This window comes from Moorena sp. SIOASIH (assembly GCF_010671925.1).
Taxonomy (GTDB): Bacteria; Cyanobacteriota; Cyanobacteriia; order Cyanobacteriales; family Coleofasciculaceae; genus Moorena.
Genome location: NZ_JAAHIH010000002.1, coordinates 1,104,962 through 1,119,726 on the forward strand (window position 1 = coordinate 1,104,962; position 14,765 = coordinate 1,119,726).

The following is a 14,765-nucleotide window of genomic DNA, read 5'->3' on the forward strand; positions in this document are numbered from 1 at the left end:
CGGGTAAGGGGCAAAATCTGGTCAACAAAATCCATCATAGAAAAGTTATCTTTAGAAATCAATACTGGTAATGTGTTTATTTTACTTTTTAGTCCACAACAGTAGCCTCAGTCTGAAGTATTTTCGGCTCTTTGTAGTTCGGTATCTCATACGGAGGCAGATTTGATCTCAACCCAGCTGTAATAGAAGTCGAGTCGAGAATAGCTTGTATCCTCAACAAAACAGGAAACCAAACTACATATCGAAACAGATCCACCTTCATATACAAAACCCAAAACAGGATGGCGATACCAAGGCTGGTACCTGCTGATAGCTTCACTACCCAGAAAAGGATTGCTGCCAGCAACAGTGCGAGGACGTTTGGGTAAAAGAAGTCAAAGAAAATGAGATTCCTCAATTCAGCACCAAAGCGGTTCCCATAGATTTTTGCTACCCTTGCCGCGTAACGATCATAGCCATTAGCGATCGCACCTGGTCCCCGTAGGCGAAAGCGCAGAGGTATCGGCGCACCCAATAGGTAAGCTTGTAGTTGTTTCCAAGAACTTAGATGCTTGCCAATTCTAGGTCTACAGCCAATTAACTCAGCCATCTCCTCCATCCAGCGATCGAAGAAATAGACGTGGGGAAGGCGCTCTTGCATAGTCGGACACTCACGGGTGTGTTGGGTTGCCTCTTTTTTGATCAGCTTCTCCAGCTTCTGTGGTTCTGGTAGCTTGACTTTATTAGCGAAAACCTGGGCAACAAAGCGGGCTTGCATCTCTGCCATAGCAGGTATTGAGCCAATGGTTGGTCTGACTAAACCAACGAAAGCCAGGTTAGGCATCTCCGGGTGGAAACAACCCTTGTAGAGGTCTAGGTGTCGGTACTTCCAGTCGTTTGGTAACTTAATAGACAGCAAAGTCGGTTTGTAGCCGGTGTTTACCACTAAAGCATCAACTTCCTCTCGACTGCCATCCTCAAAGTAGGCACTGGTCTCGTCAAAGCGAACTACCCTGCCCTTTGGTACAATCTTTTTGCTGTGAACCAAAAACAAGATATCATCCGTCGGTGCCTCAGGTCGGGTCAGGTTGCCGCTGATTTTACCAAACCGCAGACCAGGTTTTGTCCAGTGTTTGCCGTGCCACCGATATGGAAGCATTGCTTCTGGCAACCACTCTTTAGGGGACCATCGTAATGACCGATGGAAGCGTGCGTATGCTGGCTTGAAAATCTTGGGTAACCGAGTGTACCAGCTCATCCCAAAGGTAAGTATTTCTTGGTAACAACCCATGTACTGACCGATTGGCCAATACATCATTTGATCAATAGGATTACAGGTGAAAGGGTAAATACGAGGAAAGGGTGTATAAGAAGTTGCGGAGACAACAGTTCTTGCTGCCACGCTACTAATCTCTGAGTTAATACCAATACCACTCTCACCAAGGCCAGTGCATAGCACCCGTTTGCCCTGAAATGCTTCTGGTGTCTTATATTTGCTCCCGTGGAGAACCTTGCCCCGGAAGAGGTCTAACCCTGGCAAGGCAGGCATATTTGGTTCCCCGTGCAATCCGGTGCAGAGGACAACAAAGTCATAGTCCCTGTATGTGCTATCATTTGTAACTACATCATACTTTCCGTCAGCTTTCCTCTCAATCGCGCGCAAAGTAATCCCGCAACGGACACGCTCCTCCAGTCCAAATTTGTTGGCAAATGAACGAAGATATTCCATCATTTGCTCTGGGGTGGGAAAGTCTGGGTAATCATCTGGCATCGGATAAGATCCAAACTCCGTAATCCACTTGGAAGAGGTAAGAGTTGCAGTAGACCAGCAGTATTTTCGCCAAACGCCTCCTAAATCTTCCTCTTGCTCAAGAATGGTCACGTCTTCAATGCCGACATCTAATAGCTCCTTTGCTGTCACTAAGCCCGATAGACCAGCCCCTACAATTAGACAACGTTTATTTTCCATCATCGCACTTATATATCCTTCACCTCTTAGCTTTATTGATTAGCTAAATGCTGCGCCACTGCTTCTATGGTGGGGTAATCGAATAATAGCGTTGGCTCAATCTCATATCCTAGCCACTGTTCGAGTTCTCCTGTCAGACCTATTGCTGTACTCGAATCCAAACCATAGCGTTCAAAAGGTTTCTTCACATCCACCTTATTTGGAGCTATTTCCAGTAATTCCGCTAGATAGGAAACTAACCAGTCCTGAATTTCTGATACTGTTGACTGAGTCTTGGGTTCATCTTCAAAATTTTCCTGATTAATCTCAGAAACTGAAGGCATATGATCAGTTTCTATTTTCATGATTAAAAACCTCGTTATTTTAAATTTTTATTGTTTTTTATCTCAGGGGGTAACAAGCTAACTTAAAATCTTACAGGGGTTAGGTTTTAGGGGTTAGGTGAAGCGGGAAGATTGCCCTGGCGGGATTGATTGATTAAAACTATCATTGACGAAGTATGCGTGAAAATTGCTTCAATTGCTGGCAAATACAAATGACTCCGATGCGCTCATTTTACCCAACACCTAAAACCTAAAATCTAACCCCTATATAGGTTTGAGCTTTGTTGTCACCCCGTGAGGTTTTTTAAAAACCAAAGCCACATACTTTACAATACTTAGTATGTCGTTTTTTTTGCCTCTACTATTTCTGGGGTTGGCACCTTAAGATTCCAAGCTAAACCAACTAATTCAAGACAGCGAATTATCCAAGATCCAAAGTCAATTTGCCACCATTGCAGACCGAACCTAGCTGAGTTAGGAAAAGCATGATGGTTGTTATGCCATGCTTCTCCAAAAGTAGGTATAGCAGCCCAGATCTGGTTTCCACTTTTATCTCTAGTATCAAAGGGGCGGCTGCCAATTGTATGACAACTAGAGCCAATGTACCAATAAGCGTGATGTACTAGGAAAAGACGCAGGAGTCCTCCCCACAAAAACCCTTTGAATACTCCCAACCAAGTCCAGGTCAAAACTCCTCCTAATGCAGCCGGAATCGCTAGACCGAGAATAACCCAAGTGAGATACTGTTGATTGATTTTGAGCAGGATAGGCTCTCGTAAGATATCCTTAGCAAATAGACCATAATTGGTCAATTTACTGTTCATCATCCACCCTAAATGGGAATGCCATAGTCCATGAAGTTTACTCAAGCTTTTCTCTTCGTGGAAGTGAGGTGAATGAGGATCCCCAGGCTGGTCACTATATTGATGATGACGTCGGTGAGTAGCTACCCAATTGATCACGGAGCCCTGAGCTGCCATAGAGCCAAGGATCGCAAGGATAATCCTGATTGGTGGTTTTGTCTCGAAGGCTTTGTGGGAAAAGTATCTGTGAAAACCGACAGTTACTCCGGTAATCGTCAATATGTACATCACAACCAGAAGACCTACCTCAACAGCTCCGATGCCCCATTGCCAACAAAGTCCCAGCGCCACTGAGGAACCAACAAAAGGAACTACAATAGTGGCAAAAGCAAAGTTCCATTGCCGTTTTTGCAGGTGTTCATTGTCTATGGTTATTCGCGGTTTATGGCCTGAATGTCTAGTAGAAGCGACGTCAGTGCTGCTATTGGACTGTATTGACATTGATCTGCTCTGTCCTAGTTAGTATATCAAAGAAAAATATCAAATAAAAAAGGATAATTGTTAGCTATCATGCTTGATCTTTTTAGCCAAGACCATCTCAACTGTTGGCCTCTTGATATTCCACACCAAACCAAACTTTTCCATAAGGCGCAGAACCCAGCTACCTAAGTCTATTTGCCACCATTCCAGTCCATAGATAGCTGAGGAAGGAAAGGCATGATGGTTATTGTGCAACGAGCCTCCTAGGCTCGGAAGCATTAGCCAGATGTTATTAGTACTGCGATCGCTTGTATCAAAGGGACGACTTCCATAGACATGGGCGATTGAGTTGATTCCCCAAATAACATGATGAACCAACAATATCCGAATCAACCCTCCCCATAGAAAGCCTTGCAGTGCGCCCATCCAACTCCAGGTAATTAATCCACCCAGGACAGTGGGAATGATTAGACCCAGCATTACCCAGATCAGGTATAACTGATTGACCCTGGCAATCAGAGGGTCTCGAAGCAAATCTTTGGCATAGATTATAGGATTTCTAAACTCACTCTCGAATAGCCAACCCACATGGGCATGCCATAGTCCCCGAAGCCAACCAAACTTTTGTCCTTGGTGGAGGTTGGGGGAATGAGGATCTCCTGGCTGATCGCTGTATTGGTGATGGCAGCGATGGTGACATACCCAGTAGTTAACAGGTCCTTGAGCTGCCATAGAGCCAAGGATAGCAAGAGTAACTCGGATAGCAGTATTAGTTTTGAAGGCTCCGTGGGAAAAGTAGCGGTGAAGACCTACTTCGACACCGAACATGGTCAAGGAATACATAATCACCAACAATACTACTGCCACAAAACTAATACCTGGTTGCCAAGCTAGTTCGATGGCAACAAGTAAACCCAGAAAAGGAATTAAAACATTAGCAAAGGCAAAGCGTCGTTGCAGTTTTTGTAGGTTTTTGTTTGTTATCGTTATCTTATTTGGCTTATATGAACCGGTAAACGGCTCAACTATTTTAGTTTTATCTAACTGATTCAATTTTGTTTAACTCCTACTTACTGCGTTTTTATTCACAGGGCTTTTATCTCCTTTTCCAACTGTTGTAATTTGGATTTTACTGAGTACTTTCCCTGGCATACTATTCAATCTCCCAGTTAGAAACCCAACACGGCAGTTATAGCGCTGATTTTTTCATTGCAACTTTTCATTTTTACAGAGATATTCATCAAGTTGATTGTCTTCTCCTGCTAAAGTCTGTTCCACATTACCAATTGTTTCAGCATACTGATTAATAATATTTTCTACCTGATTATTATTCATTCGGCTTTGTTCATAAAAATCCTCTTGAATCGCATTAGCTATCTTGGTATAAAAATGTTTTTGAGTCCAATTTGATATACGTTTTAATTCATCGGTTTGCTCACTTTTATATATTTTTTGTACACAACCAAACATAAATGCCCAGGCCGCAACATCACCCAAATTTTCGGCTATTATTTGGGATAATCTTTGACTTAATTTCTTTTCACTGATTTTATCATGAGCGTTCCAAGATAGTTTTTTTTGTTTCATGTAAGAGCGACAAAAGTCAGCCGTGTTTTGCAATTTATCGCTGACTTTTGTTGCTTCCAGAAACTCATTAATAGATGAACAGAGTTGAGGAGTATGGTATAAAGCTAAAAATCCTAAGTGTATCTGTAACGTTTCTGTAGGTCCTTCAAATATACGAAGCACACGAGCATCCCTTAAAATTTGGGGGGCAAGGTTAGATTCAATATAACCTCGTCCACCTAGAAGCTGAACCAGATTATCTGCTGCTTGCCACATTAATTCGGGTGCAATTATCTTTGATACAATATACGCCTGTTCAGGAACAGGCTTTCCTTCATCTAACCATGTAGCGATGCTATTTAGCAAGCACTCAATTGCACCAATTGCTGCTGTTAAATCACTAAGACGTTCCAGAGTAATCTGTTTAGTTATTAATCGTTCCATACCAAGGGAACGACGTTTTCCATAACGAAGCATCAGTTGAGCACAACGCTTCATTCCCCCAAGACTGATAGCACCAATTCCCAGTCGCCCCAGTTGCATTACATCATGAGCCACCTTAAAACCAGAACCAATTTCGCCTAAGACATTTTGACGATTTACTTTTACCTGGTCAAAGTAAATCTTATTCTGCACCATACCTCGCATTCCCATAGTGAGAGCTTCCGGACCTTGCCTCAAGCCTTGGGCATTTTCTGGTATGGTAAATGCTGTCATTCCCAGAGATTCCCCTTGTTCATCTACAACATAAGCGCAAGTACTGATCACACTTGACCAAGATGCAGAACCACTCCAAATCTTGGTTCCGCTCAGTAACCATCCACCCTTTCCATCTGCTTGAGCTTTAGCCTTGATTCCTCTTGGATTAGATCCCGCACCTGGTTCTGTAATGGCAAAGGCTGCTAAATCTCTCCCCTCAGTCAAGTTTTTAAGATAGGTTTCTTTGATCTGAGCTGTACCATACTTAAGAATAGGATAAATGCCTAGAACATTGTTCAGAGCAATGAATAAAGCTAAATTAAGATCAATAGCCGCGACTTGTTCAACAACTTGGATAATTTCACGATAACCCAAGCCAAGCCCCCCGTATGATTGAGGGACGATCATTGACAATAAGCCTTTTTTTCCAAAGTCTAGAACGATGTGAGGAGTAATACACCGTCGCTCATCCATAAGTCTAGAGTTGATTCGTCTTTGGGCATAATCACGTAACCAACAAATGATTTGCTCTGCACGTTCACGACTTGAACTTTTCAACGACTGACTTGGACTATCTATCGCCATTATCTTTCACACCATTCTTCCTTAAGATTGATTTTTATAGAATTATAGTTACCTTCCTAAGCTTTTATTAAAAGCTATTTGATATCAGTTTCCAACTGTTGAAATTTGGCTTTTCCTGAAGACTTTACCTGGCACACCATTCAAACTCCCAGTTAGAAACCCAACACGGCAGTTATAGCGCTGAATTTTACCACTGGAAGTTTTGGGAATACTCCCAGGTTTGATCAGTGCCACATCATAAACCTGAAGTTGATGCTCAGATGCCACTGCTTGGCAGATATTTTCCACTACCTCATCCACATCTAGCTTTTGCCAGTAACTGCGCTCTACCTCCTGGACAACTACCAGTCGCTCCTCATTTCCCAACTCCACTGTAAAAGCTGCTCCAGCACTAGGTCTGAGCCCCTGATGACTCTGCTCTACAGTCAGTTCAATATCTTGGGGATAATGATTGCGACCGCAAATGATAATAATATCCTTGAGGCGACCTGTAACAAATAGTTCTCCATTGTTTACAAATCCTAGGTCTCCAGTCCGCATAAAGGGACCGTGTCCTGTATCTGCTATGTAGCCATGAAACGTCTGCTTTGTTTCCTTTGGTCTCCGCCAATAGCCACCAGCTACACTGGCACCGGACACCCAAATTTCTCCTACTTGGTTATCAGCGCATAGCCTTAAGGATTCAGGGTCAACAATCGCGATTTTTTGATCTAACCATGGCTGACCACAACCTACAACCTTACGGGCACCTGTAACTTCCTTGCACACTGGTATTACTTGGTTTTGCTCTAGTGCCTTCCCGTCCACTGAACAAATAACCGGTGGCTCTGTTTTCAAACCCCCAGACACAAATAACGTGGCTTCTGCCATGCCATAGCAGGGGTAAAACGCCTCTTTTCGGAAGCCACAGGGGCCAAATTTAGCAGCAAACTGCTCTAGGGTCTCGGCACGGACTGGTTCCGCTCCTGTAAAAGCCACATCCCAGCTGCTCAGATCTAGAGTAGCCAACTGCTCTGGCTTCACCTTGCGAATGCACAGATCGTAAGCAAAATTAGGGCCACCACTTGTAGTAGCTTTGTATCGGGAAATCGCTTTTAACCAACGGATAGGCATCTGCAGAAATGCCAGGGGTGAGAGCAGAATACAGGGGATCCCCAAATATAAGGGTTGAAGCACGTTGCCAATTAGCCCCATATCATGGAATAGAGGCAGCCAACCAACAAAAATGGTTTGTTCGCTATGTCCGAAGGCGTGCTTAACCATCCGCTGATTGTGTAGCAGATTACCGTGACTTACCATTACTCCTTTCGGTGTCCCGGTAGAACCGGAGGTGTACTGGAGAAAGGCCAGGTTACTGCTGTCTAGGGTTGGTTCAGACCAGTCTAACCCTTGGTCGCGATCGCATTTATTGGTAGCAAGCAAATGCAGCCTCCCCAGAGCTGGATGCTGGGCAAAGCGACTGGTTAACTCGGTCAATAGAGATGTGGTAGTTAGGGCAAACAACGCCTCTGCATCTGATGCGATCGCTAACAACCGAGACAGATTGTAACTGCGTCGGGGTGGTGGATAAGCGGGCACTGCAATTACCCCAGCGTACAAGCACCCAAAGAAGGCAGCAATGAAGTCTATACCTGGTGGATAGACTAGTAAAGCTCGTTCCCCCGTTGCTCCCAGAGACTGCAACTGGCTGGCGATCGCCCTTGAGCGTTGGTCTAATACCTGATAAGTGAGTAGATCAGTTTCTTTTTCCCCTTTTTCTAGGAAAGTATAAGCGATTTGATCAGGCTGAGTTAGGGCTCTATAGCGCAACAACTCTACCAGATTATAAAACTTGTCGGAAAGGTCTGAACATCTCATATTTCGCAAGTTTCAAACTCCTTTTGAAAGAGCGTTTTTAAACACTTCCTTGCTCCCGATAAACAGTTTTTTAACTAAACAGTTTTTCAACTGTTTTAACTGTAGTTAGGTTTTCTGATCAATGAGACTCACCGAATCCAGCACAAACAAAAATTTAGCACAAAAAAAAATAACTGTCAATCCTAATTGGATGTAAATTTATTTCCGACTTTCGCTCAACAACAATAGCTATAGCAAACTAAGTACTCGGACATAATTTTATTTAACTGTGTTAATCAATCAACTTAAGGTCTGAACATCTGATATTTTATCGCAAGTTTCAAGCTCCTTTGGAAAGAGCGTTTGTCAAGGCATTATTACTCCCTATCAACAGTTTTTTAACGGTTTTAACTGTAGTTAGGTTTATGATAAATTAGACTTAGCGAATCCAGCACAAACAAAACTCTAGCACCGAAAAAATCAACTGTCAACCCTAATGGTAAATAAATTCATCCCAGACTTTCGTCCAAGAATAGCTATATAAAACTAAGTACTCGGACTAAGTACTCGGACATAATTTTTTTTAACTGTGTTAAGAAACTTACGGTCTGAACATCTCATATTTCGGAAGGAAGTTTTAAGCTCTTTTGGAAAGAGGGTTTTTCAACGCTTTGCTGCTCCCTATCAACAGTTTTTTAACGGTTTTAACTGTAGTTAGGTTTATGATCAATGAGACTTACCGAATCCATCATAAAAAAAACTCTAGCACGAAAAAAATTGACTGTCAACCCTAATGGGAAATAAATTCCTCCCAGACTCTCGTCCAACCATATAGCAAAGGGAACAGGGAACAGTCAACTTTAATTGTTTCCGACTACTTAGCTATAGAAAAAGAACATTTTCAACCAGACTCTCCCAACTCCTGATATGATCTCCGGATAATTACCCTGTCTTGATGCAGTCGCTCATGGGGGAAACCACGGCAGTCGCTGGGGGAACGGCAGTCGCTCATGGGGGTTTCCCCCAAGACCGCGCTGCCTCCCCAAGACCGCGCTGCCTCCCCAAGACCGCGCTGCATCGCTTTATAAAAATATCCCCCATCTCCCCATCTCCCCATCTCCCCATCTCCCCATCTCCCCGCGCCCCCGCCCCACCCTTCCCACCCTCCCCACACTTTTATGATGGGTATTCAACCGGACTTGATATGATTGGATCTGATCAGGATTTCTGGGAAAACTTAGGATAAGATGCAAATGGAGATCAGAGGATAACTGTGTCTCAAGACCTATTGCAAAACCGAGACTACACCATAATTCTGGCTAAAAATGCCTCTAAAACCTTTGGAACCCTGCCTGGACTGGACAAGCAGTGGTTGCTAGCTCAGGAGTCTATTATCGCCTTGGCAAAGAAATGTGAGGAACTCGATCCAGACGGACTCACCATTTACATTGCATCTACTCCCTATCAAAAATATGACAATACCAGTAGTCAGGCATTAGTTGACCTGTTTGAGCAGCCCTATGGTTCAGACAGCATCAATCTGGTTGAGCCGCTAAAAGTGGCAGTTGATGAACACTTTAGCCGTAAATCCCGCCAGCAGACAAAAGAAAACGGTGATATTATTATCGTCATCCTCGATAGTGAACCAAAGCCACGGATGGCTGTAGTCAAATTGCTAGTGGCAGCAACTAAGAAGATGGATTCTCAGGAAGAACTGGGTGTGATGTTTGCCCAAGTGGGGGAAGACCCCATTACTCGTGGTTTTCTAACGGCTTTAGATGATGATTTACATGCTGCGGGAGCTAAGTTAGACATTGCGGACACTAAGCTTTTGTCAGTTATGGAGGAAAGTCAGATTACCAAGTTTTTGCTCGATGCCCTATATGATTAGAATGTAAGCATTCAGCCGTCAGCTATTAGCCGTCAGCTATCAGCGTGTCGCGTATCAGCTGATAGCTTTCATTAAAATGAATGGTTACCACTGAAAACGGTTAAGTTCCAAAAACTATGTCTACACCGACCAATATCAATAAAATTCTGATTGAACGTCCTAGCCAAGACCATCTTGATAACTTAGGTGTCTCAAATTGGCCAATTTGGACAAAGGAAGTCTCGGAATTTCCCTGGACTTACGATGAGCCGGAAACTTGTTATTTGCTAGAGGGTGAAGTAGTTGTCACCCCAGATGGCGGTGAACCAGTTCAAATTGCCAAAGGAGATTTGGTAACTTTCCCAGCTGGAATGTCTTGCACCTGGAAGATTATTTCTAATGTTAGAAAGCACTATCAATTTGGCTAAAAGTTTGAGGGACTTTTGTCCAGGATTTTAGGGAGTAGGGAGTAGGGAGTAGGGAGTAGGGAGTAGGGGGAATAAAAACAAAGTGATTAACCGGAATTGAGAGCACTACTGGATGGTTTCACTCATCTGTTTCTCCAATTCTTCTAATAATTGATCGACATCTTTACCAACTTGCTCAAAGCACTCCGGTGGTGAAAGTTCAGGTTCAAATTGAATCAGTTTCAACTGTCCATTACCAATACCAATAATCAAAACTTCTTGCTCAGGTTTATGAGCATCCACCACTCCCAAAATTTCCTGAATTTGGTGATTAACCTGACGATTTAGGGTCTCTATTGCTTCCCTAGGACAGTAAACAAAATGTGGCTTTGGTTTCAGGTCAAGTCCGAGGGTCTCATCACTTTCTCCTTTTTCTAGAAATAGCCCCCAAGCCAGTGCAGCTAGTTCTTTCTGATTGGCTTTAACAAACTGATCTAACTGGCGTTGCCAATGGTTTGCTGGTAAGTCTTGCCGATTACTACCGAATAAGTTCATAAAGTATTTATTAATTGGGTGAGGTACAAAGTTCTGGGTTTTAGGGAGTACGGAGTAGGGAGTAGGGAGTAGGGAGCAGGGAAAAAATCCTGTGTACCTCATAAGTATGGAAAACGCTATACTCAGATCCCGATTGTATAGAGCTACACAAACCGCAAACTAACGCAGATGTGTTGTTTTTACCGCAGAACTGCACCATGATATCATTTCCGGGAGGATCAATATGGTCAAGCTTGGGCTAATTGGGTAATGGCTAATTGTGATTACTCCCAAGGGATTACCCATTACCAAAAAAGCTAAGGACCAAAACCACCCAAGGGCTAAAACCACTACTGCGCACCACCGGACAGGATATGAATGATTTTTGGACAGATATTCTCAACTTTGCCAAAGACACCACAAACCGTGTCGGGAATCGGCACCTTCAGGACTTTGGTCAGGTACAAGGGTCCGAAAAAGCGGATGGTACGTTAGTGACCCAGGCGGACAGGTGGGCAGATCAAGAAATTAGAGATGCGATCGCATCTCATTTCCCCAGCCATGGCGTACTGAGTGAAGAAGCATCCCACCAATTTCCTGAGTCTGAATGGTGCTGGATTATTGACCCTCTTGATGGCACCACCAACTTTACTAGAGGAATTCCCCTGTGGGGGGTTTCCTTAGGCTTGTTGTATCAGGGAACCCCAGTGTTTGGTTACATTCATTTTGCCCCTGTCCAGCAATCCTTTCATGGTTTTTGGCTGGGTAAATCAGACCTCAAAGGTGTAGACAACGGTGCTTTTCTCAATGGACGTCCCATCCACAGCAGCCAGGATTCCCCTAGCCAAAACCACTTTTTCAACCTGTGCGCCCGTAGTACCTCAGTTATGAAGCAACCCTTCCCCTGCAAAATTAGGATGCTAGGGGTTGCCAGTTACAACTTTCTCGCCACCGCCAACGGTGTCACCTTAGGAGGAGTGGAAGCCACCCCCAAGATTTGGGATTTTGCTGGAGCTTGGGTGATTATTCACGCAGCTGGGGCAGTTTGGGTACCCCTAGATTCTCAGCCAATTTTCCCCTTGCAAGTGGGCGAAGATTACGGTCAGCGGTCGTTTCCGACTCTAGTTGCAGCACGTCCGGAATTAGTGAGTGTGTTTAAGCCCTTGGTAGAGTTTTTGGGGGCTAAGGCAAGTAGAATGTAGAATTTAGAATTAAGAATGTAGAATTAAGAATGGAGAATGGAGAATTAAGAATTAAGAATTAAGAATTAAGAATGGAGAATTAAGAATGGAGCATGGAGAATGGAGCATGGAGAATGGAGCATGGAGAATGGAGCATGGAGAATGGAGCATGGAGAATTAAGAATGGAGAATGGAGCATGGAGAATGGAGCATGGAGAATTAAGAATGGAGAATGGAGCATGGAGAATTAAGAATGGAGAATGGAGCATGGAGAATTAAGAATGGAGAATGTAGAAGGCCAAATGTATAATGTAGAAGGCAGAATGGAGAATGTAGAAGGCCAAATGTATAATTCTAAATTCTACATTCTAAATTCTAAATTCTACATTCTAAATTCTACATTCTAAATTCTACATTCTACATTCTACATTCTACATTCTACATTCTTAATTCTTAATTCTTAATTCTACATTCTACATTCTTAATTCAAAAGGGATGTTCCCATAAATAATCTGCGATCGCGTTTTCTCCTGCGAGTTTCTCTTGCTGAGCACCCAACAAAACTGAAATTTGTTCTAACTGATGATTGAATCGTCGAGCAACCCGACTGGGTATACCGTAGCCATAGATAATATGACCTTGCCCAGCAATCACTACTACTTGATAATCTGGGTTAGCTTGGGCAAACAAAGCAATCTTCTCTGCCATGGTTTCATCCCATAACACTTGGGCTGTGAAAAAATTGTCCAAGTTGGGACTATTGCTATGACCGGCGTGGTGATGTTGTTGGTAGAATCCCTGAATTAGGTTGCGGTAATCAGCGTTATCTGTGCGAATTTCCGATAATGGGGGAATATGTTCCTGCTCAGCAGATGTTAAACTCTCTAAACCGTTACGGGCTACTTTACGAGTGACCTCAGTAGGTGTATTTAAGGCTAACACAGGCAGTTGATTGGTTTTAGCAAAGCGTACTAGGGGAGCATAATATTCCCAAGGAAAGCCCCAGCGTTGTTCATACTCACTTTGCTTAACCAAGTCAGCTTCTGTTATTTCCCCGGCTAGGTATTGATCCAGGATATCTTGAGCTGGGCGCTGGAACATTTCCATTGCGATCGCAATTTTGGAATTTTGACGGGTTAGTGCTTGAATAATCGCTAACTGCGCCTCATGATCTTTTTTGCTGTTGTGAGTTTCTCCTAAATAGATAACCCGGGCTTGTTTCCATTCCGGTAATACCTCTGGTAGGGATACCAGATTGACAGTTTCTATCTGTTGTTGCTGGCTAGTGGCAGTTGAACTATTATGTTGAGCAAAAACTGGGGTAGTACAGAAAAAGAAAATTCCCAGGGAATAAACAACGACTTTGGTAATTGTGCCCATATAAAATTGATAATAGCGACTCAAAAATCCAACTGGTCATGTTTAGCTTAACGTGATTCAGGATTGCCAGGAATTAATTGACCATCACAAAATTCCAAAAGCCGATTCAAACCCCAAAATTCATCCACATCACCTTTGCCTGTACTAATGTGAGCCACATGACCCCCTTGGGGAGTTAAAATCAAGTTGGCATAGGGATTACTACTCGTGCGCTCTTCCAATTCTGGAATAATAGTAGGGTCAAAAATCGGGTCATCCGCAGCATAGATGATCAAATAGGGCAAAGCTAAGCTGTCCAACAGGTAAAGTCCACTAGTCTTCTGATAGTATTCATTAACGCTAGCAAACCCGTAGTAATCAATCACCATATAGTGGTCAAAGCTCCGCATTGAGTTAATGCACTCCACTACACCAGGTTTAACAGCCTCAGGAAAGTTTTCTAACCGTTGTTGAGCTGTTTTCCTGAGTTTATGAGTGAACCTCTTTTCGATCAAACGTCCCATTGGCGTAGATAGCAAATAATCTATGGAGCGATTCGATTCCAGATTAGGAGCCAAAACTGCTCCAAACCTGACCAGAGAACAATTGTTTTCAACTGCGGCCTTAAGTCCCCACAATGCCAACTGTCCCCCCATGGAAAAGCCCACCAAACCCACAGGTTCTGGGCAACCCATCTTTACTAATTGCATGGCTAGCTGCAACTGATCTTCCCCTTCTCGCCAACCGTCAGAAGATGGAACTGGGGATAGTTTGGCACTGCGTCCGTTACTGCGCCAATCATAAATTAACACTGCCCAACCATTGCTGTAGGCTTTACGAGCAAGGGTACGACTATACCAACCACTATCGACATCCCCTGTAAGGGCATAGTTAACAATCAGGGTACCTTTGGCATTGTCAGGACAACTCCACAATCCGCGCAACGGTACCTGATCCGCACCAGTAAATATGTGTTCCTGCCAGGGAATCAGGGGCAAATGGGAAAGCCAAGGTACTCTTTCCCCCCACCAAATCCAGGTTTTGCCGTACCAGTAAGTGGTAGCAATACTTTGGAATAAGCCATTTCTTAGGTACCAGGGAGCTTGGTAATCTTGCATCAGGTTTCGTGCCTATTTGTGATTACACATCGGAGTATAAGCCCTCCTAGTTCCCC

The 14,765-nt window shown here is 43.6% G+C and carries 15 protein-coding genes; 4 read left to right on the forward strand and 11 right to left on the reverse strand.

All coding sequences use genetic code 11. The annotated features are described in order from the left end of the window. Window positions 1–88 precede the first annotated feature (88 nt). The 7 genes from F6J90_RS12290 to F6J90_RS12320 form a co-directional block, all read right to left on the reverse strand. A complete protein-coding gene (locus F6J90_RS12290; RefSeq protein WP_293093443.1) occupies window positions 89–1,951 on the reverse strand; it encodes an NAD(P)-binding domain-containing protein in 1,863 nt (620 codons plus the stop codon). A 29-nt stretch (window positions 1,952–1,980) separates the two neighbouring features. After that, the gene (locus F6J90_RS12295; protein ID WP_293093444.1) at window positions 1,981–2,271 is read right to left on the reverse strand and encodes an acyl carrier protein; all 291 of its coding nucleotides are present in this window, start codon (window positions 2,269–2,271) and stop codon (window positions 1,981–1,983) included. Between the two features lie 335 nt (window positions 2,272–2,606). Further along, entirely contained in the window at window positions 2,607–3,575 is a 969-nt protein-coding gene (locus tag F6J90_RS12300; protein ID WP_293093445.1) for an acyl-CoA desaturase, read from the reverse strand. A 60-nt stretch (window positions 3,576–3,635) separates the two neighbouring features. Further along, window positions 3,636–4,607 carry an acyl-CoA desaturase gene (locus F6J90_RS12305; RefSeq protein WP_293093447.1) on the reverse strand — a complete coding sequence of 324 codons (972 nt, stop codon included), beginning with the start codon at window positions 4,605–4,607 and terminating at the stop codon, window positions 3,636–3,638. Between the two features lie 153 nt (window positions 4,608–4,760). Beyond that, on the reverse strand, window positions 4,761–6,377 hold the full coding sequence (locus tag F6J90_RS12310) for an acyl-CoA dehydrogenase family protein (RefSeq protein WP_293093449.1): 1,617 nt from the start codon (window positions 6,375–6,377) through the stop codon (window positions 4,761–4,763). A gap of 111 nt (window positions 6,378–6,488) precedes the next feature. Beyond that, on the reverse strand, window positions 6,489–8,261 hold the full coding sequence (locus F6J90_RS12315) for a fatty acyl-AMP ligase (RefSeq protein WP_293093451.1): 1,773 nt from the start codon (window positions 8,259–8,261) through the stop codon (window positions 6,489–6,491). An 880-nt stretch (window positions 8,262–9,141) separates the two neighbouring features. Continuing rightward, complete coding sequence (locus F6J90_RS12320; protein ID WP_293093453.1) at window positions 9,142–9,357, reverse strand: hypothetical protein; 216 nt, start codon at window positions 9,355–9,357, stop codon at window positions 9,142–9,144. A 156-nt stretch (window positions 9,358–9,513) separates the two neighbouring features. On the opposite strand from F6J90_RS12320, the gene F6J90_RS12325 reads away from it, so the two are divergent. After that, a complete protein-coding gene (locus F6J90_RS12325) occupies window positions 9,514–10,131 on the forward strand; it encodes a hypothetical protein (protein WP_293093455.1) in 618 nt (205 codons plus the stop codon). 116 nt (window positions 10,132–10,247) lie between these two features. Beyond that, window positions 10,248–10,538 carry a cupin domain-containing protein gene (locus F6J90_RS12330; protein ID WP_293093457.1) on the forward strand — a complete coding sequence of 97 codons (291 nt, stop codon included), beginning with the start codon at window positions 10,248–10,250 and terminating at the stop codon, window positions 10,536–10,538. Here the strand turns inward: F6J90_RS12330 and F6J90_RS12335 are convergent. Together F6J90_RS12335 and F6J90_RS12340 are read right to left on the reverse strand one after the other, a co-directional pair. Next, window positions 10,513–10,644 (reverse strand): hypothetical protein, encoded by a 132-nt coding sequence (locus F6J90_RS12335; protein WP_293093459.1) that lies wholly within the window; start codon window positions 10,642–10,644, stop codon window positions 10,513–10,515. The two genes, F6J90_RS12330 and F6J90_RS12335, sit on opposite strands and share 26 nt — an antisense overlap. Continuing rightward, window positions 10,644–11,072 carry a hypothetical protein gene (locus F6J90_RS12340; RefSeq protein ID WP_293094850.1) on the reverse strand — a complete coding sequence of 143 codons (429 nt, stop codon included), beginning with the start codon at window positions 11,070–11,072 and terminating at the stop codon, window positions 10,644–10,646. The genes F6J90_RS12335 and F6J90_RS12340 overlap by 1 nt, the downstream gene beginning before the upstream one ends. A gap of 353 nt (window positions 11,073–11,425) precedes the next feature. On the opposite strand from F6J90_RS12340, the gene F6J90_RS12345 reads away from it, so the two are divergent. Continuing rightward, on the forward strand, window positions 11,426–12,253 hold the full coding sequence (locus tag F6J90_RS12345) for an inositol monophosphatase family protein (RefSeq protein ID WP_293093461.1): 828 nt from the start codon (window positions 11,426–11,428) through the stop codon (window positions 12,251–12,253). A 99-nt stretch (window positions 12,254–12,352) separates the two neighbouring features. After that, the gene (locus F6J90_RS12350) at window positions 12,353–12,511 is read left to right on the forward strand and encodes a hypothetical protein (RefSeq protein ID WP_293093463.1); all 159 of its coding nucleotides are present in this window, start codon (window positions 12,353–12,355) and stop codon (window positions 12,509–12,511) included. A 207-nt stretch (window positions 12,512–12,718) separates the two neighbouring features. On the opposite strand, the gene F6J90_RS12355 is transcribed toward F6J90_RS12350, so the two are convergent. Together F6J90_RS12355 and F6J90_RS12360 are read right to left on the reverse strand one after the other, a co-directional pair. Continuing rightward, window positions 12,719–13,612, reverse strand: coding sequence for a ChaN family lipoprotein (locus F6J90_RS12355; RefSeq protein ID WP_293093465.1), 894 nt, complete (start codon window positions 13,610–13,612; stop codon window positions 12,719–12,721). Window positions 13,613–13,659: 47 nt separating this feature from the next. Further along, a complete protein-coding gene (locus F6J90_RS12360; protein WP_293093466.1) occupies window positions 13,660–14,709 on the reverse strand; it encodes an alpha/beta fold hydrolase in 1,050 nt (349 codons plus the stop codon). Window positions 14,710–14,765: the final 56 nt, after the last annotated feature.

Excerpts from the sequence above, each read along its gene's own strand:
- F6J90_RS12300 (WP_293093445.1), bottom strand. The coding sequence starts at position 3,575 with ATGTCAATACAGTCCAATAGCAGCACTGACGTCGCTTCTACTAGACAT.
- F6J90_RS12360 (WP_293093466.1), bottom strand. The coding sequence starts at position 14,709 with ATGCAAGATTACCAAGCTCCCTGGTACCTAAGAAATGGCTTATTCCAA.
- F6J90_RS12330 (WP_293093457.1), top strand. The coding sequence starts at position 10,248 with ATGTCTACACCGACCAATATCAATAAAATTCTGATTGAACGTCCTAGC.
- F6J90_RS12295 (WP_293093444.1), bottom strand. The coding sequence starts at position 2,271 with ATGCCTTCAGTTTCTGAGATTAATCAGGAAAATTTTGAAGATGAACCC.
- F6J90_RS12350 (WP_293093463.1), top strand. The coding sequence starts at position 12,353 with ATGGAGCATGGAGAATGGAGCATGGAGAATGGAGCATGGAGAATGGAG.
- F6J90_RS12290 (WP_293093443.1), bottom strand. The coding sequence starts at position 1,951 with ATGATGGAAAATAAACGTTGTCTAATTGTAGGGGCTGGTCTATCGGGC.
- F6J90_RS12315 (WP_293093451.1), bottom strand. The coding sequence starts at position 8,261 with ATGAGATGTTCAGACCTTTCCGACAAGTTTTATAATCTGGTAGAGTTG.
- F6J90_RS12345 (WP_293093461.1), top strand. The coding sequence starts at position 11,426 with ATGAATGATTTTTGGACAGATATTCTCAACTTTGCCAAAGACACCACA.
- F6J90_RS12320 (WP_293093453.1), bottom strand. The coding sequence starts at position 9,357 with ATGGGGAGATGGGGAGATGGGGGATATTTTTATAAAGCGATGCAGCGC.
- F6J90_RS12340 (WP_293094850.1), bottom strand. The coding sequence starts at position 11,072 with ATGAACTTATTCGGTAGTAATCGGCAAGACTTACCAGCAAACCATTGG.
- F6J90_RS12355 (WP_293093465.1), bottom strand. The coding sequence starts at position 13,612 with ATGGGCACAATTACCAAAGTCGTTGTTTATTCCCTGGGAATTTTCTTT.